Raw genomic sequence first — 25,932 nt, forward strand, 5'->3', positions numbered from 1 at the left:
GGTCCGCCGCTACCGGGGCGGGACAGCCGGCGGGCGGCCGAGCTTTTTGGCGTAGCGGTCCAGTTCGCTGAGGACACAGCCGCAGTACGGCTGGCGGTAGAGGCCCCATGCCTTGGACAGGGCCACGCCCTCGTCCCACAAGACCCGGAAGTCCTCATACAGAAACGGCAGGCCCGTGGCCTCGGCCCGGGCCTCGCCCTGGGCCTTGATGCCCGCGTGGTCCTGGTACCGGCTGTAGAGGAGCGTCGTCGTAAAGGCGTCGCAGCCAAGCGTTCGGGCCGTGGCCGCCGTCCGGCCCAGACGCTCGTCCGTGCACGGGCCGCACCGGCCCTGCGGGTCGGCCAGGGACCGCCGCAGGTGCGGGAGGGGCTCGTAGTCGTCGTACAGGACTTCCATCTCCAGCCGGGCCGCGGCTGCGGCCAGGGCGTCGCGGCGGCGCAGGTACTCGGCCGCCGGCTGGATGTTGGGATTGTAAAAGAGGCCGGTCACGAGCCAACCGGCCTCCTTCAAGCGCAACACCGGAGCCAGGGCGCAGGGCCCGCAGCAGATATGGAGCAGGACCCGGGCAGCCATGGCGTTACAAGGCGGTGATGACGATCTTCTTCTTGAACTCCTCTTCCAGGGCCGACAGCCGCGCCCGCTTGGAGTTGAGGAGATAGAGGGCCAGCTCTTCGGACACCTTGGCCGTGACGCACTCCAGGCCGGAGTCCTTGCGCATCTGGCGGTAGATATCCTTGAGCACGGTGAGCGCCTGCCACTCGTGGTTGCGGCGCTGTCCCGATCCCCGGCAGTGGGGACAGGTTTCGGAAGTGATGGAGAGGGCCGAGGACCCGAGGCGCTGGCGCACGATCTCCAGGAGCCCGAAACGGGAGACGCGGCCGACGTCGGTGCGGGCCCGGTCGTTTTTGAAGGCGGCGCGCAGGGTCTTTTCCACCTCGGCCACGTGCTTGCGGTCCTTCATCTCGATGAAATCGATGACCACCTGGCCGCCGATGTCGCGAAGGCGCAGCTGCCTCGCCACTTCCTCGGCCGCCTCCACGTTGGTCTTGAGCGCCATCTCGCGGAAATTCGATTCCCCGCCGATCTTGCCGGAGTTGATGTCCACGGCGGTCAGGGCCTCGGTATGGTCAAAGGCCAGGACGCCGCCGCTTGGCAGGGTGACCTCGCGGCCATAGAGCTGCTCGATCTGCTTGCGCAGGTTGAACCGGTCCCACAAGGGCGTGTCCATGTCGGTGTGCTGTTTGACGATGCCGGGACGACGCGGATAGACGAGCGTGGCCATTTCCGCCACCCGGCCGGCGGTCTCGGGCTCGTCCACCCAGATCTCGCCCACGTCGTCGGTCAGATAATCCCGCACGGCCCGGGAGGACAGGTCGAGTTCCTGGTAGATGAGGCTTGGCGTCTCGGCCGTGGTGCCGCGCTGGCGCACGTCCTTCCACAGGCGCTTTAAATACGACAGGTCGCGCTCAAGGGACGTCTTGGACTGGGACAGGGCGGCGGTGCGCACGATGATGCCAAGCCCCTCTTCGAGCTTGAGCCCGGCGATGGCTTCCTTGAGGCGCTTGCGCTCGGCCTCGTCCTCGATCTTTCGCGACACGCCCCGCTGCTCCCGGCCCGGGGTCAGGACGAAATAGCGGCCCGGCAGGGACAGGTAGGTGGTCAGGAACGCGCCCTTGTGCCCGGTCGGCTCCTTGACCACCTGGACGAGGAGTTCCTGGTTTTTCTTGAGCGCCTTCTGGATGGGCGGATATTTGGGCCGGCGGTCGCCGCCGTGGACGATCTGGTAGTATTCCGGATGGACCTCGTCGATCTGCAAAAAGCCGTTGCGTTCCGCCCCGTAGTTGATGAAGGCGGCCTGCAGGGCGGGATCGATGTTGTGGATCTTGCCCTTGTAGATATGGCCGCGCGTCTTGGCCTGGTGGACCATCTCCACGTAGTATTCCAGCAGCAGGCCGTCCTCGGCCACGGCCACCTCGACCTGCTCTCCGGGCAGCACGCTTATAAACATCTTCTGCTTGCGCTTCTTGCCTCTGGTCATCGTCATAAAGCTCCCTGACTCCGGGACCGGGTCCCGGGGCGAAATTTGTTTTCCGGTCACCCGGAATAAAAAATGTCCTGGCCCGACCGCTCCCGCCGGACCGCACCGGTCCGCAGAAGGGCGTCAAGGGCCGATTGGATGCGCGGGGCCGGCTGGCCAAGGGCCGTGGCCAGTCCCGCCGCCGTCTGCGGACGGCGGGCTACGGATGCGGCGATACGGGCCGCGAGGTCTGCATCCGTGAGCCCGGGGTCGCGCGGAGCCCGGGCGGCGCCGTCTCCCAAAAGGCCGGCCGGACCGTGGCCGTCGCCGCTGGGGGCCCAAGGCCCGGGCCGGGCGGCGCCGAGAGCCTCCCGAAAACGGGCCAGGACGTCGCCGGCGACGGCCTTGGCCCCGGGATAGGCGCCGGGCCGGGACAGGGTGACGACATCCACGCGGGTGGGCGCGAGTTCGCGGCAAAATTCCCGCAACAGCCCCAGATTTTCCGCGGAGTCGTTTTGTCCGGCCACAAGGAGGATTTCGAGAAAGATCGATCCGGCGAAACCGCCCCGAAAATCGAGCAGTCCCTGGCGGATGGCGTCCAGGCCGAGGGTTTGGTGGGGCCGGTTCAGGCGTTGGTACTCGGCCGCGACCAATGTGTCCATGGAGGGCAGCACGATGTCGGCCCCGGAAAGGGCCGACCGGACGTCCGGATCGGACAGCAGGCTCGAATTGGTGAGCACCGCCACCGGGACGTTGGGGAAAAGTTCCCTGGCTCCGGCGATGATCTCGCCGCAGTCGGTGTTGAGGCACGGTTCGCCGAGGCCGCCGAGGGTGACCGCGTCCGGAAGGCCGTGTCCGGCCGCTTTCCAGTCCGCCAGTTCGCCAAGGATGCGCCGGGCCGGTACATACGGTTTGCGGGCCGTGGTCAGGGCCTCGGTCACGCCCGCCTCGCAATAGAGGCAGTCAAACGTGCAAATCCTGGCGCCAAGCAGGTCAAGACCCAGCGACAGACCGAGGCGGCCCGATGCCACCGGGCCGAAAACGTGGCGTGTGGAGTCCGTGGCGCGATCCTCCTTGTCGCGTCTACTTGACAGGTCCGCCCCCTCCGTGCTCAAGGGCCGTCGACGCATCGAGCAAACCGGGGTGCCATGTGAAACAGGGCGATTTGATACTTCTGGTCTCTCCCAAGGGCAAGCGATATCTGCGGCGTTTCGAGCCGGATATGGTCCTGCACACGCACGAAGGCATGATTCGCTTCGCGGATGTGGAGCAGGCCGGTTGCGGCGGTGCGGTCACCACCCACCTCGGCCACCTGTTCCGGATCCTGCGCCCCTCCACCTACGACCTGGTCAAGGGCGTCAAACGCTCGACCCAGATCATGTACCCCAAGGAGATCGGGTATGTCCTGCTCAAATTGGGCATCGGCCCGGGCGTGCGGGTCATCGAGGCCGGCAGCGGCTCGGGCGGCCTGACCCTGGCCCTGGCCTGGCACGTGGGCGCGACGGGCCGGGTCTACACCTTCGAGCGCCGGCCGGAATTTTTCGCCCTGTCCGGCGAAAACCTAGAGGCGGTCGGGCTTTTGGATCAGGTCAGCCGGTTCAACCATGACATCGCCACGGGTTTTTACCCCGAGGAGTACGTGGCCGGCGACCCGCTGCGCGATCCCTCGGACGCCGACGCCCTGTTTCTGGATGTCCGCACCCCCTGGGATTACCTCGAAAGCGCGGCCCGGGTCGTGCGCCCGGGGGCCCCGGTCGGCTTTCTCCTGCCCACGGTCAACCAGATCAGCGAGCTGCTGGCGGCCATGGAAGAGTCCCCGTTCGAGGACGTGGAAGTCCTGGAAATCCTGGTGCGCCGCTACAAGCCCGTGCCCGAGCGGCTACGGCCCGAGGACCGGATGGTGGCCCACACCGGCTTTCTGGTCTTCGCCCGCCACGGGGGCCTGGCCGCCTACACCCGGCCGGCCCCCCTGCCCCCGGCCCCGGACCTGGACCTGCTGGACCAGCCCTGCGGCGACACCCCGGCCCCGGAGGAAGAGTCTTCTCCGAATTCCGGCCAATCCGATTGACCTCGGCGGGGCCAGCGTCTAAGAAACCTACCATGCCCCTCAATGCGCCGCGCACGGAACTGCCCCAGACCTTCAAGCGACTTCTCGACCCGCTGACGTCGCTGCTTGGCATCCCGGTTTCCGTCTCGGCCGCCGCTGACGCGCCCCTCTGGCCGGATCCGGGGCGCGAGGCGCATGACATCCTGCACCGCGAGTTTCCCGAATACGGCCCCTGCCCCATACTGGCCGACCCGGACGCCATTCCCCTCGACGGCACGGCGCCGTCGGCCGTCTGCCCCCTGGGGCTGACCGTGCGCCGCTTCGCCCTGCCCCTTGGCGACGACGGGACGGGCCTCCTGACCCTTGGCCCCTATTTCATGTGCCCCGACGATCGGGAAGCGCTTGCCGGCCGCTCGGTCGCCGCCGACGCCGCCCTGACGCTCATTCCCTGCGTGCCCGCCGACAAGCACACCCTGCTCAAAAAATTTTGCGAGGAGTTTTCCTCCTTTGCCGGCATGGCCGTCCGGGCCGGCGCGGCCAAGGAGATCTTCCTGGCCAACATGAGCCATGAACTGCGCACGCCCTTAAACGGCATCATGGGCATGCTGAGCCTCCTGCTCCAGGGGGAGCTGGCCTCGCGGCAGCGCCAGTTCCTGGAGCTGGCCATGGAGGCGTCCAACCAGCTGCTCGGCGTGGTCAACGACCTCTTGGAACTGACCAATATCTCCATGGGCCGCCTGGAGCTGGCCGAAGTCCCGTTTCGGCTGCGCCAGGGACTGTCCGGGCTGCTGACCGCCTGCGCCGAGGACGCCACCCGCCGCGGCCTGGCCTTCACGGCGGCCATCGACGACGAGGTGCCCGATGTCCTGGTGGGCGACCTGGCCAGGCTGCGCCAGATCCTCCTCAACATCATCGGCAACGCCATCAAATTCACGGAGAAAGGCGCCGTCTCGGTCCACGTCTCCCTCGGGAATTGCCCGCCACGGCAAAACGCCTCCACCCTGCGCTTTTGCGTGCGCGATACCGGCGTCGGCATTCCCCCGGACAAGCATGGCCACATTTTCGAACGGTTCGCCATTGGCGAGGATTTCCTCAACAAACGCTACGCCAAAACCGGGCTTGGCCTTTCCATCTCCAAGGAGATCGTGGAAAAAATGGGTGGGGCCATGCGCCTTGAAAGCGTCCAGGGCCAGGGAAGCGCTTTTTCCTTCACAGCCGTCTTCCGCCACGGCGACGTCCTGTCCCGCCCGGACACCGCCCCCTCCGGGGGGGGCACGCCCTATGCCTGCCAGGGAGCGGTCGTTGCCTACGCCGAGGACGAGCCCGTCAGCCAGCTGCTCGTGCGGCGCATCCTGGAAGACCGGGGCTATCTCCCGATCCTGGCCGATTCCGGGGAAAAGCTCCTGGAGATCCTCCGGACCCAGCCCGTGGACCTTGTGCTCATGGATATCCAGATGCCGGGCATCTGCGGCCTGGAAACCACCGCCCGCATCCGGGCCGGCGACATCCCCTGCGTGGCGCCGGACATCCCCATCGTGGGGCTGACCGCCTTTGCCACGGTCGAGGACCGCAAACTCGGGCTGGCCTCCGGCATGACCGACTACATCACCAAGCCCGTCACCCGCCAGGTGCTCCTGCATGTTCTCGAACGCGCCCTGACGGGACGCCGGCTGACAAGCGACTTGAAATCCCTGCCGGCCTAGGCTATAAGGCCTCTCTTTTTCCCGCCACGGGATTTCGCCTCCAAAGGAGACCCGTCATGACCCGTAAGGACCGCACCGAGGGCATCTACTCCCGCCGGGAAGTGCTCGACGAATCCGAACGCCGGCAGTATTACCAGATCCAGATCAAGGATCTGCTGTCCTACGCCTACCGGTATTCCGAGGACGTCAAGAAACGCTTTGACCGCGCACAGTTCCAGGCCTCGAAGTTCAAGACCCTCTCGGACCTCAAGCACATACCCATTCTCAAAAAGAAGGAACTCATCTTTCTGCAGTCCATGGGTCCGCGCCTGGGAGGGCTTCTCACCAAGGACATGGGCGAATTGCGCCGCATCTTCCTGTCCCCCGGCCCCATCTTCGATCCCGAAGACCGCGAGGAAGACTACTGGGGTTGGACCGAAGGCTTCTATGCCTGCGGCTTCCGCTCCGGCGACCTCGTGCAGGTGACCTTCAACTACCACCTGACCCCGGCCGGCCTCATGTTCGAGGAGCCGCTCAAAAACCTCGGCTGCGCCGTGGTTCCGGCCGGCCCCGGCAACTCGGCCACCCAGCTCGAAATCATGCAGAAGCTGCGGGCCACGGGCTACGTCGGCACCCCGAGCTACCTCATGCACCTGGCCCAGAAGGGCGAGGAGATGGGGCTTAACCTGCGCAAAGACCTGTACATGGAAGTGGCCTTTGTCACGGGCGAGAAGTTTTCCGAAAAGCTTCGGACCAACCTCGAAAAGAAATTCGACATCATCATGCGCCAGGGCTACGGCACGGCCGATGTCGGATGCGTGGGCTACGAGTGTTTCCACAAGACCGGGCTGCACATCGCCAACCGGGCCTTTGTGGAAATCTGCCACCCGGACACGGGCATTCCGCTCAAGGACGGGGAAGTCGGCGAGATCGTGGTCACGGCCTTTAACAAGACCTATCCGTTGATCCGCCTTGCCACCGGCGACCTGTCCTACATCGAGCGCGCCCCCTGCCCCTGCGGCCGGACCTCGCCGCGCCTTGGGTCCATCGTCGGCCGGGTCGACACCACCGCCCGCATCAAGGGCATGTTCGTCTACCCGCACCAGGTCGAGCAGGTCATCACCCGGTTCGAAGAGATCAAACGGTGGCAGATCGAGGTCACCAACCCGGGCGGCATCGACGAGATGAACCTCATCGTCGAGGCCTCGAACTTCAAGCGGGAGGAAGACCTGCTCCACAAGTTCCGGGAGAAGATCAAGCTGCGTCCGGGCCTGACCGTGGTCGCCCCCGGCACCCTGCCGCCCCAGATCCGTCCCATCGAGGACAAGCGCAAGTGGGATTAGCGGAAGACGGGAAGATGCCTCCGGCGGCCGGGGGGAATCATCCCCCCCGACCCCCCTGGACCGGCCAGGGCGCGGGACTTCCCCGCGTCCTGGCCGGTTTGTTCCTGGCCGGAAGCCTCGTTGCCGGCCTTGGTGGCTGCGCCCCGCGCCAGACGGCCGATCCGGCCGCCATGGCGGCCCCCCGGATCTCGCCGGAAGCCTTGCTCGCCCCGGCCGGCGGGCCGGTCGCGGCCGCGGCCTTTGCCTCGGGCCTGGCCCGGGCCGACTACATCCTCCTTGGCGAGGAGCATCCCAACCCCTGCGACCATCTGGCCCAGGCCGGGGTCCTGCGCCGCCTGGTCGCCGCCGGCGTGCGTCCGGCCGTCGGCTTCGAGATGGTGCCCGCCGATTACCAGGATGTGCTCGACGCGTTCAACGCCGGCAAGCTTTCGGTCGCCGACCTGCCCCACGCCCTGTCCTGGAAAAAGACCTGGGGCTATGATTTCGCGCTCTACGCGCCCATTTTCGAGACCGCCCGGGAGTACGGCCTGCCGGTCTTCGCCCTGAACGCGCCGTCCGGCCTGGCCCGGAAGGTCGGCCGCGTCGGCCTCGAAGGGCTCACGCCCACCGAACGGGCCGCGCTTCCGGGCGCCATCCTGCCGCCGGCCCCGGCCCAGGTCGAGGAGCTGCGGGAACTGTTCGCCCAGCATGCGGCCATGCTCGAAAAGGCGGCCAAGGCTCCGGCCGACCGCGACCGGCTGGCCGATTTCCTGGCCGTCCAGTCGCTGTGGGACACGCAGATGGCCGCCCGGGCCTTCCTCGCCCGGGCCCGGACCGGCCGGCCGGTGGTGGTCATCGCCGGCGGCGGCCATGTGGAGCGGGGTTTCGGCATCGCCCGCCGTCTGGCCGTCTTTGATCCCAAGGCCCGGGTCGAGACCGTCATGCCCTGGCGCGGCGGCGAAAACCCGGATCCGGCCCAGGCCGGAACCTTTTACGCCTGTCCGGCCGTCCACAAAAGCCGGCTCGGCATGACCCTGTCCCACGAGGCCCCGGCGCCGGGCCAGCCGGCCCAGGCGCTCCTGGTCACGGCCGTGGCCCCCGGCTCTCCGGCCGCCGCCGCCGGCCTCCTGGCCGGGGACGCGGTCACCGCCGCCGGCAGCCACGCGGCGTCGAGCCTCGGCGTGCTCCACACCGCGGCCGTGGAGGCGGCCCAGGCGGGAACGCCGCTCGCTCTGACCGTCTTCCGGGCCGGTGAGACCCTGACGCTCTCCATCCCTCTGGCCATGCCCGCGACCTCGAAGAAGTAGCCATGCCCGAACTGCCCGAGGTGGAAACCATTGCCCGGGCCCTGGCTCCAGGGCTCGTCGGCCGCGTGGTCGTCGGCATCGAGGCCCCGGACCGCAAGGTCCTGGCCGCGCCCAAAACCCGGGCCGCCTGGGCCAGGGCCGCGGCCGGCCGCACCGTCACCGCCGTCTCCCGCCGGGCCAAGCTCCTGCTCGTCCACCTCGGCCCCGCCCCTGCCCCCGGCTCCCTCCCCGGGGCTCCGGACCTCGACGAAGACACGCTCCTTTTCGCCTTTCACTTGAAGATGACCGGCCGCTTCCACATCGCCCCCACCGACGCCCCGCCGCCGGCCTACGCCCGGCTGCTCGTGCGCCTGGACGACGGCCAGTCCCTGGTTTTTTCCGACATGCGCCGCTTCGGCACGGCCCGCCTCCTCACGCCCCAGGCGCTTTCCGACTGGCCCTTTTACGCCACCCTCGGCCCCGAGCCCTGGGACATGACGCCGGAGGCCTTCGAGGCCGCCCTCTCCCGGCGCACCACCCGGATAAAAGCGGTCCTCCTCGACCAGACGGTCATGGCCGGCATCGGCAACATCTACGCCGACGAGTCCCTCTTTGCCGCCGGCATCCGGCCGGACACGCCGGCCAAATCCCTTTCCGCCGGACAGCGGCAAAAGCTCCTGGCCGCCGTCCAGGCCGTCATCGGGCGGGCCATCGCGGCCGGCGGCAGCACCATCCGCGACTACCGGACCCCGGACGGGGTCGAAGGCGGCTTCCAGCACCAGTTCACGGTCTACGGCAAGGCCGGCGAGCCGTGTCCGGGCTGCCGGGCGGTCCTTGTTGCGGCCAAGGTGGCCGGCCGCACCTCCACCTTTTGCCCCCATTGCCAAAAGTAAGGAAAAGGGGCAGGTCCGGGCGGGATCGCTCCGGCCGGCTCCCGCGTCCGGGGACCAAGCCAATATCGACTTTGCGGTCGGCCCTGCATGGGGCCGCCATGACGACAATATTCAACGATACCCATTGAAAGTTTTTAGGGGAGGGAGGGGTGTGGGGAGGGACCCTGTTTTCAAAAAGGGGGTTCCCTCCCCACATTCCCACAGACCACACCTATGTCGCAGCATGTGAGACAGATCGCCAAGGACGCCTCCATTGTCGGGGGCGCGACCTTGCTCTCAAGGCTCCTCGGTTTTTTCCGGGACATGATCCTGGCCTACGTCCTTGGCACCGGCATCGCGGCCGACGCCTTTTACGTGGCCTACCGCCTGCCGAACATGATGCGCCGGCTTTTCGCCGAGGGCTCCATGACCATGGCCTTTGTGCCGGTTTTTTCCAGGCTGCGGGAAGAAGAGGGCGATGAGCGGGCCTTTGCCATGCCGCGCGCGGCCCTGGTCTGGCTGCTCATGATTCTGGGCGTGCTGACGACGCTCGCCATCGTTTTCGCCCGGCCGCTGACATTGCTCATCACGCCCGGGTTCGCGGATGACCCCAAACTTTTCGAACTGACGGTGGAACTGACGCGCATCGTCTTCCCCTACATCATCGAGATCTCGGTCGTCGCCTTGTGCATGGGCGTGCTCAATTCCTACGGGCATTTCCTGGCCCCGGCCCTGGCCACCTCCGAGCTCAACACCATCATCATCATCGGCGCGGGCGTGGCCTGGCTCTTTCACCTCGACGTGGCCCACACCCTGGCCTGGGCCGTGGTCGTCGGCGGCTTTGGCCAGGTGCTCATGCAGCAGCCGCAGATGCGCAAATTCGGCTTCACCTGGCGCGGGCCCTGGTCGCTTCGGGACAAGGGCGTGGCCCGGATGGGCAAGCTCATGGTGCCGACGGCCTTTGGAGCGGCCGTCTACCAGCTCAACATCGTCATCGGCACGCTCCTCGCCTCCTACCTGCCGACCGGCAGCATCTCCTACCTCTACTACGCCGACCGGCTGGTCCAGTTTCCCCTCGGCGTCTTCGGGGTGGCCGTCGGCACGGTGGCCCTGCCGGGTCTGGCCAAGCTCGCCGCCTCGGGCAAGACCGGCGAATTCACCGATACGCTCAACGCCTCCCTGCGCCTGACCCTTTTCATCTGCCTGCCGGCCACGGCCGGGCTCATCGCCCTGGCCGACCCCATGGTGCGGGTCCTTTTCGGCCGGGGGGCCTTCGGGGCCGACGCCATTGCGGCCACGGCCGGGGCCCTCGTGGCCTACGGCGCGGGGCTGCCGGCCTTCGCCTGCGTGCGGCCGCTCTACGCCGCCTACTTCGCCCTCTCCGACACCCGCACCCCGGCCGTGACCGCGGCCGCCTGCCTGATGGTCTACGTCGTCGCGGGCCTGGCCCTCATGGGGTCCACGGCCCATGTGGGACTGGCCCTGGCCACCTCCATCTCCTCCTGGTTCAACGTCCTGGTCCTTGGCTTCGTTCTGCGCAAGAAGCTCGGCGGCTCGTGGTTCGCGCCCGGCCGCACCACCCTCTGGGGCGCGATCCTGAGCCTTGGCGTCGGCATCGGCGCCTATGCCACGGCCGGCCATCCTTACCCGGCCCTGGCCGGCATCGCGGTGTGGGCCGTGGCCTACATGGCCCTGGCCTCCCTCTTTCGGGTCGAGGAGGCCCGGATGCTGACGGACTTCGTCTGCCGCCGGCTGCGACGGCGCAAGGGGCAGGCCTGACCGGAATTGTTTTGGCGGTCCGCCCTTGCGCAGGCAGGCGGGCATCGGCTATCCTTTTCCAAGGTCTGCCTATACCGCCCACGCGTTCGGAAGCGGCCAGGACCGCGGCGGCCCCGGCCGTCCGCCCCGGCAGCCGCGACAGGACCGGCGGACCCCTCACGTCCCTGAGTCGGCCATGAGGATATTCCCATGTTGCAGCCTGACGCCCCCGCTTCTCCGAAAGGCGAGGCCCGTTTCCGTCTGATGGCGGAATCCCTGGAATTATTGACGCACGTCGCCCAGAGCCTGGCTGCGGCCCATGATCTGGAATCCATCATGCGCATCGTGCGCACCGCTGCCCGACAGCTGGCCGGATCGGACGGAGCCACCTTTGTTCTGCGCGACGGCGACAAGTGCTATTACGCGGACGAGGAAGCCATCGAGCCCTTGTGGAAGGGCCAGCGGTTTCCGTTGGAACAGTGCATCAGCGGCTGGGTCATGCTCAACAAGATGTCGACCGTCATCGAAGACATCTATGCCGATGCCCGTATCCCGGCCGACGCCTATCGGCCGACGTTCGTCAAATCCCTGGTCATGGTGCCGGTCAACCGCCAGGCGCCCATCGGCGCCATCGGCAACTACTGGGCCACCAGACACGTGCCGGGGCCCGATCAGGTCGAACTGCTGCAATCGCTGGCCGACCTTGTTTCCGTGGCCATCGAAAACGCCTACCTCTACGACGCACTCAAGACCCGGGCTGCGGAACTGGCCATCCAGAAAGAGGCGGCCGAACAGGCCAGCCGGGCCAAAACCGAGTTTTTGGCCAATATGAGCCACGAAATCCGCACGCCGCTCAACGGCATCTTCGGCATGATCCAGCTGATCGACAACAGCAATCTGGACGAGTATCAAAAAGAATATCTCGTGGCCGCCAAGCATTCCTGCAAGCGCCTGACCAGCCTCCTGTCCCACATCCTCGATCTCTCGAGCATCGAATCCGGGAAATTCAGCCTGCGGGAAAACACCTTCTCCCTGTCCGACATCAAGGAATCGGTGCGGGAGCTTTTTGCCATCGAATCCGCGCGCAAAAAACTTTTGTTCCAATTCAACCTGGATCTTCGGCTTCCCTCCCGGGTCATCGGCGACGAAGCGCGCGTGCTGCAGATTCTTTTCAACCTGGCCGGCAACGCCATCAAGTTCACCGAGAGCGGTTCGGTCCGCATCGACGCCTGCGAACTGCCGCGACACGATCCCGACGCCTGCCGGGTTCTCTTTACCATTGAGGATTCCGGCATCGGCATCCCGGACCAGTTGCAAAAGGAAATCTTCGATCCGTTCGTCCAGGCGGAAGGCGCCTACAAGCGCCGGTTTCAGGGCGCGGGCCTCGGCCTGGCCATTGTCCGCAAGCTGGTGCGCCTGCTGGGAGGGACCCTGGCGGTCGACTCCGTGGAGGGGGAGGGAACGACCTTTTACCTGTCCTTGCCGTTTCGGTTGCCGCCAAGCGCCGGCCAGTCCGCCGATGCGGCGCCCGCATCCGACAGGGACTTCCCGCAGACCAAGGGCCATATCCTTTTTGTCGAAGACGACGCCGTCAATGCGCTGAGCGGGAAAAGCCTCCTGCGCACCGCCGGCTTTTCACTGGATCTGGCCATGGATGGCCGGGAAGCCCTGGAACTTCTCAGGCAAAAGCATTTTGACCTCATCTTGATGGATATCCAACTGCCGGTTCTGGACGGCGTCGAAGCGACGCGCGTCATTCGCAGTGCCAAGGAATTCGAATCCCAATCCCGTGTTCCGATCATTGCCATGACCGCGTATGCCATGGCCGGGGATCGGGAAAAATTTCTGAAGGCCGGGTTTGACGCCTATCTGTCCAAACCCTTCACCATGGAAGAGCTGAACGATACCATCCTGAATTTTATCGTTAAAAAGCAGTAGCCCAACCCTCGCCGGGGCAGGCCCGGGTGACGCGCTCGTCGCCGGAGACTCCGGGACGGCAAGCGGCAGGGGCAGTCCGTGGCATGGAAACCGGGAAAAACCCTCAAGATCAGGCATGTTGCCCTCCCCGCAGGCCGGTCCCGGTCAGGCGGGCCTATTCGTAGGGATAGGTCGTGCCCTCGAATTCCTTGGCCCGGGGGTTGGGGTATTTCCCTTCGGCCGTGATCCGGGACAGGCCCTTGGAGCGGTCCGTCCAGGTCGTGTGCAACAGGTGCTCCGATTTATGCCCCAGGGGATGCTCCAGGTAGCCCTTATAGAGGGCTTGGACCTGGGCGTTGTCCTGGGAGGCCCGGACCTTGAACTTCCCGTCCGCGCCGTAGACCCCGCCAATCCGGTCCTGCATGTATTCCTTGAGCTGCTTGGCCGCGGCCAGGGCCTTGCCCGTGAAGCGAAGACCCATAAGCGCCCCGCCGGAGAGCACGCAGGCGGCCTTGACGAATCCCCGCCGGGTGAAGTGGACAATCGACATGGACCGCCTCCTTAGGCTTTGTTTTCGTTGTACAAGGCCAGACGATTTTTCATGGACGCATAGAACCGGGACACGCGCCTGTCCATGGCCTCAAGGACGCCAGGCATGATCGGCTGTCCGCCGCCCATGACGCAGCCGCCGGGGCAGGCCATGAATTCGATGAAGTGATACGGCGACTTGCCGGCCTTGACCTGCTCGCAGACCTCCTTGAAGCGTTTGGCCCCGTGGACCACCGCCACCTTGACGTCCGTGCCTCCCACGTCGACGGTCGCTTCCTTGAAGCCGGCCAGGCCGCGCACGGCCTTGAAGTCCCAGCTTTCCGGCTGTTTGTTCGTCACGGCCTGGTAGGCGAAGCGCAGGGCGGCCTCCATGACGCCGCCGGTCACCCCGAAGATGGTGGCCCCGCCGGTGGACTCGCCCATGACCTTGTCGCGCGCGCCTTCGGGCATGGCCTTGAGGTCGATGCCGGCTTTTTTGAGCATGTAGGCCAATTCCCGGGTGTTGATGGTGGCGTCGATGTCGCGAAAGCCGCTGGAATCGTTTTCGGGCCGCAGGCCTTCGTATTTTTTGGCCGTGCAGGGCATGATGGACACGGTATAGACCTTGGCCGGATCGTATTTCGCCTTCTCGGCTCCGTAGGTCTTGGCCAGGGACCCCATCATGCCGATGGGGGACTTGCAGGAGGAGAAATGGGGCAGGAGCTCCGGGTAGAAGGTCTCGGCGTATTTCTGCCAGCCCGGACAGCAGGAGGTGAACTGAGGCAGGGGCTTGTCGCTTTTTTTGGTCAGCCGAGCCAGGAATTCCGAACCCTCCTCCCAGATGGTCACATCGGCCGCGAACTCGTTGTCCCAGACGTTGCTGCAGCCGAGCTTTTGCAGGGCGGCCAGCATCTTTTCCGTGGTCACGGCGCCGACCGGCAGGCCGAAGGCGTCGCCCAGGGCGTAGCGCACGGCCGGAGCGGGCATGGCCACGACCTGGACGTTTTTATCCTTGAGCCTGGCTTCGATCTCCGGGACCCAGGACTGCTCCTCGTAGATGGCCCCCTGGGGGCAATGGGTGAGACACTGGCCGCAGTGGATGCAGGCTTCGGGCGCAACGATCTTGTGCGGTTCGCCCATTTCCCCGACAATGGCCCCGGTCGGGCAGTAGGACAGGCAGGCGTCGCAGCCGATGCATTTGCTTTCGTCCACCTGCACGAAAAAAAGCTTGTCCAGGTCCGCGCCCGGAGCGGGTGTCCGCTGTTCGTAAAAAATCTTCTCCATCTCGATTCTGCTCATCACAATTTCCTCCAGGGTTGTTTGCACACGCGACCAGATGCCCTTGCGTATTCCCTGCGCCCCCTCCTTTCCCGTTGTCCCGGATGATGCGCCCGTGACGGCCGGCTTCCCTTGGCGGTGGACGGCCAGGGAACCCGGCCCCCGATGCGCCCCGGCCGGCCGTCAGACGATGCCGTCGAGGTCCGGCAGGGCATACAGCCCGGGCTTGATTCCCATCCGTTTCGTTGCCGCGGCGCATTGCGCGAGATGGTCGAGAATTGTTTCAACCACGCTCCGCAAGGCTTTTCTGGCGGAGGAGGAAAGCCCGACGCCGTGAGTCGTCTCGACTTCGACCAACACCAGCAGCAAGGATTCGGGGAGCGAACCGCTCAGTTCCAGGCGTTCCAGGCTATCCACGAGCGAACGCAGGCCGCAGGGCTCTTCCGGAATGCCGCGCAGGTGTCTGCGCAGCCGGTCCAGGCCCCAGGCACGGATGGTCCCGGGCTTTTTCCCAAGCCGAACGCCAGTGACGATCACCCCCGCAGCGGCCTGGCCCAACATCGGCAGCAGGCTGTGATAGGCCCCGGCCAGGCAGGCCAACCCGACGTCCCGGCCGGCCAGGGGGCCAAGATCCGCTTTGGCCAGGAGGTCCAAGGCGTAAAGTCCAATGCCGAAATCCCCCCCGCACAGGTTGCCGCAGCCGACCACGACCATGGCCGGCGCGGCGGATCGTGCCGCTTCAGGCTGCCACTCAATCCGGCATTCGCACACGTGTGCTCCTTGTGCCGCGCTCCCGACGGCCATGCTTGTCCACGGTTATGGTGATTGAAATTAAAAAATTATGACTATTTGAATATTATTTAAATAAATGTGTCACGAAAAAGACACCTATACCGCAGGCGAAAAAAACGCAAGGCCAAGGGGCTGTCACACTTGCGGAGAAACGCCAAAAAGCCGCCGTCGCACGACAGGCGGGAACCGCCAGCCTCCCTATCGGACGCGGCGCCGCCGCCTCGCTCATCGTCCCCAAGCCCCTCCGCCGGGGAAAAATCGATGAAATCCTGGAAGCAAAACGCCTGATGAAATCCTGGAAGCCCAACGCTTGTGGATTTACCGAGGCCTGGCCGACTGGCGCGAGCGCAACCCCGCCCGAATAAGCCGCGAGTTCGTCAACGGCGAGTTGGGCCTCCTGCTCGACTGCCGCCGTGCTCAATTTCCATTGGAAGTGCCTAATGGCCCCGCTCAAAGTGCTCGACGACCTCGTAGTCCACGAACTCGCCCACCGAATACATCCCAGGCATACGGTGGAATTCTGGAGTTCGGTTGACAGGATTTTGCCGGATTATCGGGAACGAAGGGATTGGCTGCGAGACAATGGATCATTGATGGCCATCAAATAAGGACATATTACTGGGTCAAAAACTATTTTAACACGTCTTGTTCAATTTGGCGCAAACACTGTCCTCCTTTCCAGCTTCGCTGAGACTTGTTAAAAGATAACATGTTCCAAGAAAATATCAGATCGCCAAACAGGTTGACAAATAAACCCAAATAATAAATAACTTGGACATTATTCCACAAAGATACAATCGCCTTTGTCAATTAAAATAATCGACAAGCAATATACGCCACCCCCAGTTCATCTGCTGATTTCATTTGCACAACATCTTTTTCAAGACCAAGCACGAATTTTCGTTGTTTTGAACGAAATTTCACGCTTGGTTTCATTATTTCGTTGCCCTGCCCTTAGCAACCGACACCTTTGCGCAGATTGCCATTTAACAAATTGATATAATTGATAATACAAGAAAACAATCGAATGGCATGCATCTTGCCAAAACAAATCCAATACAACATCCCATGACCAGAGAGAGACTTCTCTGATCTTCAGGAAAAAATTGGCCTAAATCGAAAGCAGGCAACGTGCGTAGGACAATTCTCCGGCATAATGCCAACAAATCTTGCCGGCTTGAAACATTGAACAGACGGGAGCCGAACGCCATGACAGACATCAGTCAGGAATTGCACGTCATAAACGTTGGTCTTGAAGGGTTCTACACAGAACTTCAAGAACAGAACGTACCCACGGTGCAAGTGGACTGGCGACCGCCGGCCGGCGGCGATGTGGCGCTTATCGACAAGCTGGCCAGGCTGCAGACGCCGGAAGTGGAGGAGGCCAACGCCAAAACCATCTCCCGCATCAGAGACAGCCGGCCGATGTGGATCGACGTGCAGCCGGCACTGGCGGCCATACCGGGCATGGAAGGCAACGCCCTGCTGCATTCCGGACCGCCTATCGACTTTGGCGACATGTGCGACCCCCAGCAGCGCGCCGTGGAAGCCGCCGCCATCTTCGAAGGCTGGGCTGTCGACCGCGAGGGCCTTCTCGCGAAACTCCGCTCCGGCGACATCCGCCTGCGCCCCAACTACGCCTACGGCAGCGTCGGGGCCATGTGCGGCGTCATCTCGCCCTCCATGCAGGTCATCGTTACCGAGAACGCCCCCTACGGCAACCGCTCGTGGTCCACGTTCAACGAAGGCAAGGGCAACGTCATCTGGATGGGGACCTACGACAAAGGAACCATCGAACGGCTGCGCTGGATGCGCGACGTGCTGGCCCCGAGTCTGCGCGCCGCACTACGCACCCGCAACGAAGGGCTCGACATCTTTAAGATCATCGCCGAGGGCACGCTTATGGGCGATGAAGTCCATGCCCGCAGCGCCGCCTGCACCTTGCTGCTGTTGCGCGAGCTGACTCCCATGCTCCTCAACGCCGGCGTGAAACGCGACGTCATTACCCGCATCGTGGAATTTATCAGCCAAAACAACCACTCGTTCCTGAGCCTGACGCTCACCGCCTGCAAAACCGCCTGCGACGCCGCCCACGGCATCCCCCATTCCACCGTGGTCACGGCAATGAGCCGCAACGGCGTCAATTTCGCTCTGCGCGTGGGCGGCATGAAGGACGACTGGTTCATCGCCCCGACAGCCCCCATGGACGAGGCCATCTACTATTCCGGCTACGGTCCGGACGACGCCGCCGGCGACATCGGCGACAGCGCCATCGTGGAGACCGCCGGCCTTGGCGGCATGATCATCGGCGCGGCCCCGAGCATCAGCTCCTTTGTGGGCGGCTCCATGGGACACTCCCGCCAGGCCATGGCCGCCATGCGCTCCATCTGCGCCGGAGACAATCCGGCCTTTGCCCCAGGTGCGGTGGACTTCACCCCGGCCCCCTTGGGCATCGACATTCGCAAGGTGGTGCGCCTGGGCTTTACCCCCATCATCGACACAGGCGTGCTCCACAAAGCCTCGGGCGTGGGCCAGATCGGCACCGGCATCGCCCGCGCGCCCATGGCGGCCTTCATCAAGGCGCTGCGCGCCATGCCTCTCCCGGCTTGAGTCCGACGGACCACCTTCCCACCAGCCCAGGAGCAAGAACATGACCAAACCCATTGCCGTGGTGGCCTTCGGCGGCAACGCCATCTTGGACGCCGGAGACGACGGCTCGTTCACCACCCAGCTCGAAAAGGCCAAGGCGGCCTGCCGGCAGATGCTCGCCATCCTGCACCAGGGCTATCAGCTTATTTTGGTGCACGGAAACGGTCCGCAGGTCGGCAACCTGCTCATCCAGTTCGAAAAGGCCAGCGACGTCATTCCCGTCCCCCCCCTCGACGTGGCCGTGGCCACGTCCCAGGGCCTGCTCGGCCACATGCTCGAAATCAGCATGCGCACGGTCCTGGAAGAGGACCGGATGCAGCGCGAGGTGGCGACCGTGCTGACCCAGGTGGTCGTCAGCCGCGACGACCCGGCTTTTGCCCAGCCCACCAAGCCCATCGGCCCCTTTTACAGCCGGGAGCAGGCCGAACACTACCGGCAAACCGAAGGCTGGCACGTGGTCGAGGACTCCGGACGGGGCTGGCGGCGGGTGGTCTGCTCGCCCCTGCCGCGCAAGGTGCTGGAACTCAATACCATCAAATACCTCGCCGAAAACGACACCGTGGTCATTGCCTGCGGCGGCGGCGGCATCCCGGTCAACTACCTCACCGACAGCGTGGTCGGCACCGACGGCGTCATCGACAAGGACGCCACAGCCGCCCTGCTCGCCTACAACATTGGCGCGGAACGTTTCATCATCCTCACCGGCGTGCCCCAGGTCTGCCTGGACTACGGCAAGCCGACCGAGCGAACCGTGGACGCCATGACCGTGGCCGAGGCACGGTCATGGCTGGAGGCCGGCCAGTTTCCGTCCGGCAGCATGGGGCCCAAGATCCGAAGCGCTGTGGAATACGTGGAAAAAGGCGGCGCGGAAGCCATCATCACCTCCCAGGACAACATTGTCGCGGCCATGCAGCAATCCGGAACCTGCACCAGGATCGTCAAATAGGACGCCCAAACCACCAACGAGGCACGCCCATGCTCTTGCAAGCCACCGTTCGCAAAAATCAGTACCAGGACTCGGTCCGTCTCATGCAGATTTCCCGGCAGGCCAGCCAGCTTCCCGGCGTCGGCAAAGTGCTGGCCCTGCTTGGCACGGACAGCAATAAGAAGGTGCTGGCCGATCTCGGACTCATGGACGACGTCGTTGCCGCTGCCACGGCCAACGATCTGGTCATCTGCGTGGAGGCCGAAAACGCCGAAGCCGTGGCCGCCGCCCTGGCCGACGTGGACGGAAGGCTGCGTTCCGTGGCCGCCGCCGGCCCGGCCGAAGCAAATCCGAAGTCGCTGGAGGAGGCCGTGGCACGCCTGTCGGGAGCCAACTTCGCCATGATCTCGCTGCCCGGCCAACTCGCCAAGCTCGACGTGGTCACGGCCCTGGAGCAGGGCCTTCACGTCATGCTCTTTTCCGACAACATCTCCCTGGCCGACGAAGCTGAGCTCAAGGCCCTGGCCGCGAAAAAAGGCCTGCTCCTCATGGGGCCGGACTGCGGCACGGCGATCATAAACGGCGTGGCCCTGGCCCTGGCCAACGTGGTGCGGCGTGGCGAGATTGGCCTGGCCGCCGCCTCGGGCACCGGCATCCAGGAGGTGACCTGCCTCATCGACCGTTTCGGCGGCGGCGTCTCCCACGCCATCGGCGTCGGCGGACGCGACCTCAAAAAGGAAGTCGGCGGAACCATGATGCGCCAGGCCATCCGCATCCTGGCCGCCGATCCGGCCACCAAGACCCTGGTTGTCCTGTCCAAGCCCGGCGCTCCCGAGGTCATGGAAACCGTGCTGGACGAAGCCCGGCAAAGCGGGCTTCGCGTGGTGACCTGCCTCCTTGGCGGTGACGCGTCCGCCGCGCCCGAAGGCATGGTCTGCGTCTCCACCCTGGAAGAGGCCGCCTTCGCCGCCCTGGACCGCGACCTGCCGCCGCTGGCCATTCCCCCGGGCCTTCGGGAACGCGCCGCCGCGCTGTCGTCTGGCCGCCAGTATCTGCGCGGCCTCTACAGCGGCGGCACACTGTGCTACGAAACCCTGTTCCTGCTCAAGGACGACCTGGACATCCAGTCCAACGTGGCGATCAAGCCCGAACTCAAGCTCGGCTATCCGGTCAAAGGCACGGGACACTGCTGCGTGGACCTCGGCGAGGACGAGTTCACCCAGGGCCGGCCCCACCCCATCATCGACCTCTCCTTGCGCCTGGAACGGCTGGCCGAGGAAATGGCCGACCCCAGCGTCAAGGTCGTTCTCCTCGACTTGGTCCTCGGCTACGGCGCCCACCGCAACCCGGCGGCCGAACTGGCCGAGGCCATCGCCGCCGCAAGCCAGGCCCGGCCCGACGGCGGCCCCGTCGTGCTGGTCCATGTCTGCGGCACGCAGGCCGACCCCCAGGATCTCCAGGCCCAGGAAAAGCTCCTGGCCGAGGTCGGGGCCTTCCTTTTCCCCACCAACGCCCAGGCCGCCAAGGCCGCCAGGGCCATTGTCGCGGGCGAACTGTAAGCCAGCGCCGAACGGCCCGGCGACGGCGTCGCCGGGCCATGGAGACTCCCGCCATGACGTATCAGGAAGCCGTCCAACAGGCCTTTGGCGAGGCCGCAACCTTCGACCCCGAAATTCTTCGCAGTTACGACCATGACCTCGGCGAAATGCCCCGCCCGCTCATGGCGCTGATTTCGCACCGCCCCCATACCGTGGTCGTGCCCCGCACGGCCGCCGATGCGGCCAAGGCCCTCGCAATCGCCGACCGCTACGACGTCCCGGTCACCCCGCGAGGCCAAGCCTCGTCGGGTTACGGCGGGGCGATACCCAGCCAGGGCGGGATGGTCCTCGACCTGTGCGGCCTAAACCGCGTCCTGGCCGTGGACCCTATCGCCGGAACCGCGGATGTGGAGCCCGGCGTGGTCTGGGAGGAACTTTCCCGCGCCTTGGCCGGACATGGCCTGGACAACCGCGTCTGTCCGACCAGCGCCCCGTCCTCCACCGTCGGCGGCTGGTTCGCCATGGGCGGTGTCGGCATCGGCAGCCTGCGCTACGGCGACATCCGCGACAATGTCCTGGAAATCGACGTGGCCGGCCTGGATGGGACCATCCACACCCACGCCGGAACTGAAATGGAAGCCTTCCACCAGACCTGCGGCGCGCTTGGCGTCATCACCCGGCTGCGTCTGGTCTGCCGGCCGGCCGAAGCGCTTACCCCTTTGGCCGTGGGCCTGCCCGACGCCGCAAGCGCCGTCCGGTTTTTGGAATTGCTGCAACCATGGCCGGCGGCCTATTCGGCCAGCCTACTCTCGGCCGGCTACTGTGCCATGCGCGCGGCGGCCGAGGGACATGCCCCGGCCGCCCTGTCGGGCTATGTCGTCTCCCTGGCTGTCGCGGGTCCTGGGGATCACGCCGCCGAGGCCGCTCGCCTGGCCGCGCGCTGCGGCGGCGCACTGCTTGACGTGGCCACAGGCCAGGCCGAATGGGACGGCCGGTACTATCCCATGCGCATCCGCCGCGTCGGCCCATCGGCCCTGGTCGGGGAGTTCTACGTCCCCTTGGCCGGCTTCGCCCCGGCCATGGCGGCACTCTCCAGGGCGTTGCGGCGCGACGCCCTGGGCGTTGAGGCCTTTGCCGTGCGCGGAGGCCGTCTGGCCGTGCTGGTTTATCTCCTCGACGACGCCGGTTCGCTGCTCTACCCCCTGCGCATGGCCAAGGCCATGGTCCCCCTGCGCCTGTCCCGGCGTTTCGGCGGCGCGCCCTATGCCACGGGCATGTGGTTTTCCGCCCTGGCCGAGGCCGCCTTCGGCCGGGAAAAGCTGGCCCGGGTCCGTCGGCTCAAGACCGAGCGCGACCCCCGCGAACTGCTCAACCCCGGGAATCTCGGCGGCCCCTGGCTCCCCCTGCTCCCGTGCCTGAGCCTTTCGCGACTGATTGTCTGGGCCACGGCCTGCATGGGCCCCCTGGCCGCCCTTTTCCCCTCCCCGCGCCATCGTTCCTCATAAGCCCGGAGCACCTCATGAGCACTCGCGAGCATGCCGGCATTGTCCGGGAACTGGACCGCATTGTAGCCACCTGCGCCCGCTGCGGCTTTTGCAAGGTCGCCTGCCCCACCTTTCCCTTTGGCGGCGGCTTTGAAACCTTCTCCCCGCGCGCCAAGGCCTATTTCCTCCGGGAGTATCTGGCCGGGCGCGAGGCGCTTTCCCCGGCTTGGGTCGACCGTTTCTACCGCTGCACCACCTGCGAACGTTGCCAGACCGTTTGCCAGACGGCCATTCCCTTGGTGGAACTCTGGGAGACCGTGCGGGCCGACATCGTGCGCCAGGGGCTTGGCCCCATGCCGGCCCACAAAAAGCTGCGCGCCTTGGCCGAGGCTCACGGCAACCCCTACGGCGAACCGGCCGCCAAGCAGTCCCAGTGGCTTTTGCCCGAGCACGCCCCCACGAACCGGGCCGAAATCCTCATCTTCGGCGGCTGCACCGCGTCCTACCGGATGCCGGCCATGCTCCAGACCGGCGTGACCATCCTCACCCGACTGGGCATCCCCTACGCCTATGCCGGCGGCGACGAACACTGCTGCGCCAGCCCCCTGCTGCGCACGGGCCAGCTCGACATCGCATCGGAGCTTATCGGCAAGAATCTCGATCTGTTCGCCCGCACCGGAGCCACGACCATCGTCACCCCCTGCGGGGGCTGCTCCAAGACGCTCAAACACGACTACCCGGTCTACGCCCGCAAGCTCGGCAAGCCTTTCATGGCCACGGTGCGACACTTCTCTGAAATCTACGCGGAGCTGCTGGGCTGCGGCCGCTTGCAGCCGCGCGTCCCAGTCAACATGACGGTCACGTTTCACGACCCCTGCCATGTGGGCCGTTCCCAAGGGCTTTTCAACGAACCACGCGCCATCCTGGCCGCCATCCCGGGCTTGAACCTCGTCGAAATGCCGCGCAGCCGCGAAGCGTCCCGGTGTTGCGGCGCCGGTGGCGGGGTCAAGGCCAACTATCCGCAAATGGCGGCGGCCATCGCCCGGGAACGCCTGGAAGAGGCCGTGGCCACCGGCGCCGACACGTTGGCGACCATGTGTCCGTTTTGCCAGGCCAGCTTCGCCCAGGCCATCAAGGAGACCGGCGCGCCCATCGGTCTTTGCGGCCTGGAGGAACTGCTGCTGGCCTCCCTGGAGGCCTGATATGGCCGTCGGGATCGCGGGCGAGCGGGTGGTTCCGGCCCCGGGCGCAAGCCTTCGGGGCCGGGTGTGGGCCGTGTTTCAACGAAGCATCCACGTGGCTCTGGGCGATGGCTTCCTGACCTTGGGCAACCCGGACCTGCCGCCCCATCCCTACTCCATCCTCTGGGACGGCTATCCGGGCGGCTTCGTCCCAGGACAGACGGTCACGGTCACGGACGACGGCGTTTTCACGGACGACCGCAGACTCGTCGCCCTGGCCGGCCTGGCCCGCTTCCGGCCGGCCCTGGAACATCCCCGGCCGGCCGGATTTCGTTCGATCCGTCACGCCCTGGCCGCCAGCCGCCAAGCCGCCGCCGTCCTGCCCGACAAGGGGGGCTTTCATACCCTGTTCCTCCAGCGTCCGAGGCCTGCTCCCTCGGACGTCGCCTGTCGTCTGCCCGGGGCTTTCGCCGACCTGGGTGGCAGGCTTTACCTCCGGATTGCCGAAGCCTTGCGCCAGCGCCGCCTGGAAGACCTTGGGCAGGCCGCCCGTGCCATGGCCGGCCTGGGCATCGGCCTGACGCCGTCCGGAGACGATTTTCTAGCCGGTATGCTGGCGGCGTCGCGCTTTCATGGGTTGAGCCTGGGCCGGCCGGTCTTGAGCCAGGTAACGCTGACGACACTCGCGCTCGACTGCGCGGCCCGCACCACGGCCTTTTCCGGCTTCCTCCTGCGCTGCGCCGCCGAGGGCCAGGTGGCTGGCCCGGTTGGCGACTGGCTGGAAGCGGTCCATGCCGGCGACGCCGACCGGGCCGCAATCGCCGTAGGAGCCCTGGCCTGCATCGGACACGCCAGCGGCCTGGACACCCTGATGGGCCTTATTTTGGTCATGGATATCTGCCTGGGAGAACGCGCATGGATCGAAGCCTGACCCTGGCCGCCCTGGCCGACGCCCTGCGGCGTGCGGAAGTCTTCCGCAACAAGTGCCGCATCCGGCCCATGGTCGCGCTTTTCGGCGGCCAGGAACAGGCGGCGGGCATCCGCAACGGCGACGATGCCGCCGCCATCCCCGACGGCGACGGCTTCCTGCTTTTGGCCGCTGAGGGCATCGTGGACTCCCTGGTGCGCCGTAACCCCTATCTGGCCGGACGCTGCGCCGTCTTGGCCAACATCAATGATATATACGCCATGGGCGGCCGGCCCCTGGCCATGGTGGACGTGGTCGGAACCCCCGACGAGGCCACGGCCCGGGAGATCTGCCGGGGCATGCGCGACGCCGCCGCCCGCTACCGGGTTCCCGTCGTCGGCGGCCATCTCCTGCGCACGGCCTTCGACCACTCGGCCTCCATGGCCATCCTCGGAAGGGCCAAGACCTGCCTCACGAGCTTCGACGCCCGCCCCGGCGACAGCTTGGTGCTGGCGACGCGCCCAAACGGCGCCTGGCTTGGCGACCTGGGGTTTTGGAACGCCACGCTGCCCGAGGACGACGCCACCCTCATAGCCCATCTCGAACTCTTGCCCGCCTGCGCCGAGGCCGGACTGGCCCGGGCCGGCAAGGACGTCAGCATGGCCGGCCTGGCCGGCACGGCGCTGATGCTGGCCGAATCCTCCGGCGTGGGCTGCCGCCTCGACGTCGACGCCCTGTCCCCGCCGCCCGGCGCGCCGCTCACCCCGTGGCTGCTGGCGTTTATGTCCTACGGCTTCCTGCTGGCCGTGGCTCCGGACAAGCTCGACGCCGTCGTCGCCCTTTTCACGGCCGGCGGCGTACGGACTGTTCCCGTGGGCGAGGTCTGCCGGGAACGACAGGTCTGGCTGACCCGGGGCGAAGAGCGGGAGCTGTTGTGGGATCTGGAAACGACGCCCTTTGTCGGAGGCGCGCCGTGACGCGCCAGGAACCCGATTGGGGCGAAGGCAGCCGTTTCTATCTGCCAAACGAGGACGCCGGCGTGGTGCGGGCCGCCTTGCGACGGTTGCGCCGCCGGCCGAGACGCCCGGTCTTCGTCGGCGGCTCGGGCATGGCCCTTCTGGAAGGGGCCCGCACCTTGCCGCACCTGGAAAGCGCCGTCTACGTCGATGTGGCCGCCTTCCAGTTCGAATACTTCCGGCTGCTGCTACGCGCCGTGGCATGCAGCCAGGGCCCTGGAGAACTGCGGTCCTGGTTCGCCCGGACCGTCGTTCCTGAATTGCACCGCCATCAGTCCGGGCGGGGGCGGTCTTACGCCCCGGATCAAATCCTGGCCGCCATGCAGCATCTGTTCGGTCTCGATTTCTTTTTCGATGCGGCGGCCTTTGGCCAGGCGAGAGCCATCCTTGGCCGCGTGGTGGCCGTGCGGTCGGGCATCGGGGCTTACTTGGCCGCCGCGCCGGTCAACCACGACTTCATCTATCTGAGCAACGTGCCGGATTATCTCGTCCCGAACGATCTGGCCGCCCTTTTCGCTGCCTGCCGCCGCCACAAGGCGGCGGTCTATCTCCTGGCCACCAGCGCCTGTCCGGACCGGGCCGTCCTGGCCAGCGCCTGGCAAACCGCCGGGTATCGCCCTCACGAAGCCTCGGCGCGCCTGGACGCCGCCAATCGCGGCCTGGGCTCCCCCTATCTGGAGCGTCCCTGGAACCGCCCAGGAACCATTCACCTCCTGTTGCCCACGTCGTAAAG

General features: G+C 66.0%; 21 protein-coding genes and 1 pseudogene. 16 read left to right on the forward strand and 6 right to left on the reverse strand.

The window, feature by feature from the left end:
- Positions 1-9 precede the first annotated feature (9 nt).
- The 3 genes from DFW101_RS05620 to DFW101_RS05630 are packed head-to-tail and all read right to left on the reverse strand — an operon-like array spanning position 10 to position 3,147.
- Entirely contained in the window at positions 10-573 is a 564-nt protein-coding gene (locus tag DFW101_RS05620) for an epoxyqueuosine reductase QueH (protein ID WP_009180548.1), read from the reverse strand.
- A gap of 4 nt (positions 574-577) precedes the next feature.
- Positions 578-2,038 carry an Rne/Rng family ribonuclease gene (locus tag DFW101_RS05625; RefSeq protein ID WP_009180549.1) on the reverse strand — a complete coding sequence of 487 codons (1,461 nt, stop codon included), beginning with the start codon at positions 2,036-2,038 and terminating at the stop codon, positions 578-580.
- A gap of 56 nt (positions 2,039-2,094) precedes the next feature.
- Positions 2,095-3,147 (reverse strand): radical SAM protein, encoded by a 1,053-nt coding sequence (locus tag DFW101_RS05630; RefSeq protein ID WP_009180550.1) that lies wholly within the window; start codon positions 3,145-3,147, stop codon positions 2,095-2,097.
- 20 nt (positions 3,148-3,167) lie between these two features.
- On the opposite strand from DFW101_RS05630, the gene DFW101_RS05635 reads away from it, so the two are divergent.
- The 7 genes from DFW101_RS05635 to DFW101_RS05665 all read left to right on the forward strand — a co-directional run bounded on the left by DFW101_RS05635 (position 3,168) and on the right by DFW101_RS05665 (position 12,922).
- Positions 3,168-4,085, forward strand: coding sequence for a tRNA (adenine-N1)-methyltransferase (locus DFW101_RS05635; protein ID WP_009180551.1), 918 nt, complete (start codon positions 3,168-3,170; stop codon positions 4,083-4,085).
- Positions 4,086-4,117: 32 nt separating this feature from the next.
- Entirely contained in the window at positions 4,118-5,767 is a 1,650-nt protein-coding gene (locus DFW101_RS05640; protein ID WP_009180552.1) for an ATP-binding protein, read from the forward strand.
- 56 nt (positions 5,768-5,823) lie between these two features.
- Entirely contained in the window at positions 5,824-7,089 is a 1,266-nt protein-coding gene (locus tag DFW101_RS05645) for a phenylacetate--CoA ligase family protein (RefSeq protein ID WP_009107783.1), read from the forward strand.
- A complete protein-coding gene (locus DFW101_RS05650; RefSeq protein ID WP_009180553.1) occupies positions 7,080-8,375 on the forward strand; it encodes a ChaN family lipoprotein in 1,296 nt (431 codons plus the stop codon). Before DFW101_RS05645 ends, DFW101_RS05650 begins: the two co-directional genes overlap by 10 nt.
- Positions 8,376-8,377: 2 nt before the next feature.
- Positions 8,378-9,247 carry a bifunctional DNA-formamidopyrimidine glycosylase/DNA-(apurinic or apyrimidinic site) lyase gene (mutM, locus tag DFW101_RS05655; protein WP_009180554.1) on the forward strand — a complete coding sequence of 290 codons (870 nt, stop codon included), beginning with the start codon at positions 8,378-8,380 and terminating at the stop codon, positions 9,245-9,247.
- Between the two features lie 213 nt (positions 9,248-9,460).
- Positions 9,461-11,005, forward strand: a complete 1,545-nt coding sequence (murJ, locus tag DFW101_RS05660) for a murein biosynthesis integral membrane protein MurJ (RefSeq protein WP_009180555.1) — start codon at positions 9,461-9,463, stop codon at positions 11,003-11,005.
- A 189-nt stretch (positions 11,006-11,194) separates the two neighbouring features.
- A complete protein-coding gene (locus DFW101_RS05665) occupies positions 11,195-12,922 on the forward strand; it encodes a GAF domain-containing hybrid sensor histidine kinase/response regulator (protein WP_009180556.1) in 1,728 nt (575 codons plus the stop codon).
- 154 nt (positions 12,923-13,076) lie between these two features.
- Here the strand turns inward: DFW101_RS05665 and DFW101_RS05670 are convergent, their stop codons facing one another.
- The 3 genes from DFW101_RS05670 to DFW101_RS05680 all read right to left on the reverse strand — a co-directional run bounded on the left by DFW101_RS05670 (position 13,077) and on the right by DFW101_RS05680 (position 15,478).
- Positions 13,077-13,451 (reverse strand): iron hydrogenase small subunit, encoded by a 375-nt coding sequence (locus tag DFW101_RS05670; protein ID WP_009180557.1) that lies wholly within the window; start codon positions 13,449-13,451, stop codon positions 13,077-13,079.
- 11 nt (positions 13,452-13,462) lie between these two features.
- Positions 13,463-14,728: a [FeFe] hydrogenase, group A gene (locus DFW101_RS05675; protein WP_009180558.1), complete on the reverse strand. Its 1,266-nt coding sequence runs from the start codon at positions 14,726-14,728 to the stop codon at positions 13,463-13,465.
- 162 nt (positions 14,729-14,890) lie between these two features.
- A complete protein-coding gene (locus DFW101_RS05680) occupies positions 14,891-15,478 on the reverse strand; it encodes a hydrogenase maturation protease (RefSeq protein ID WP_009180559.1) in 588 nt (195 codons plus the stop codon).
- Between the two features lie 410 nt (positions 15,479-15,888).
- On the opposite strand from DFW101_RS05680, the pseudogene DFW101_RS20280 reads away from it, so the two are divergent.
- The 9 genes and pseudogenes from DFW101_RS20280 to DFW101_RS05720 form a co-directional block, all read left to right on the forward strand.
- Positions 15,889-16,107: pseudogene (locus tag DFW101_RS20280) on the forward strand (M48 metallopeptidase family protein); the annotation flags it as partial.
- A gap of 601 nt (positions 16,108-16,708) precedes the next feature.
- Positions 16,709-18,109, forward strand: a complete 1,401-nt coding sequence (locus tag DFW101_RS05685) for a YlbE family protein (protein WP_009180560.1) — start codon at positions 16,709-16,711, stop codon at positions 18,107-18,109.
- Between the two features lie 40 nt (positions 18,110-18,149).
- Complete coding sequence (arcC, locus tag DFW101_RS05690; RefSeq protein WP_009180561.1) at positions 18,150-19,094, forward strand: carbamate kinase; 945 nt, start codon at positions 18,150-18,152, stop codon at positions 19,092-19,094.
- 29 nt (positions 19,095-19,123) lie between these two features.
- Entirely contained in the window at positions 19,124-20,632 is a 1,509-nt protein-coding gene (gene fdrA / locus DFW101_RS05695) for an acyl-CoA synthetase FdrA (RefSeq protein ID WP_009180562.1), read from the forward strand.
- A gap of 53 nt (positions 20,633-20,685) precedes the next feature.
- Positions 20,686-22,116 (forward strand): FAD-binding oxidoreductase, encoded by a 1,431-nt coding sequence (locus DFW101_RS05700; protein ID WP_009180563.1) that lies wholly within the window; start codon positions 20,686-20,688, stop codon positions 22,114-22,116.
- Between the two features lie 14 nt (positions 22,117-22,130).
- Entirely contained in the window at positions 22,131-23,297 is a 1,167-nt protein-coding gene (locus DFW101_RS05705) for a (Fe-S)-binding protein (protein WP_009180564.1), read from the forward strand.
- 1 nt (position 23,298) lies between these two features.
- Positions 23,299-24,207, forward strand: coding sequence for an oxamate carbamoyltransferase subunit AllH family protein (locus DFW101_RS05710; protein ID WP_009180565.1), 909 nt, complete (start codon positions 23,299-23,301; stop codon positions 24,205-24,207).
- Complete coding sequence (locus tag DFW101_RS05715) at positions 24,192-25,160, forward strand: sll0787 family AIR synthase-like protein (protein ID WP_009180566.1); 969 nt, start codon at positions 24,192-24,194, stop codon at positions 25,158-25,160. The genes DFW101_RS05710 and DFW101_RS05715 overlap by 16 nt, the downstream gene beginning before the upstream one ends.
- Positions 25,157-25,930 (forward strand): hypothetical protein, encoded by a 774-nt coding sequence (locus DFW101_RS05720; RefSeq protein WP_009180567.1) that lies wholly within the window; start codon positions 25,157-25,159, stop codon positions 25,928-25,930. Before DFW101_RS05715 ends, DFW101_RS05720 begins: the two co-directional genes overlap by 4 nt.
- Positions 25,931-25,932 lie beyond the last annotated feature (2 nt).

It is taken from the genome of Solidesulfovibrio carbinoliphilus subsp. oakridgensis (assembly GCF_000177215.2).
Classification (GTDB): domain Bacteria; phylum Desulfobacterota; class Desulfovibrionia; order Desulfovibrionales; family Desulfovibrionaceae; genus Solidesulfovibrio; species Solidesulfovibrio carbinoliphilus.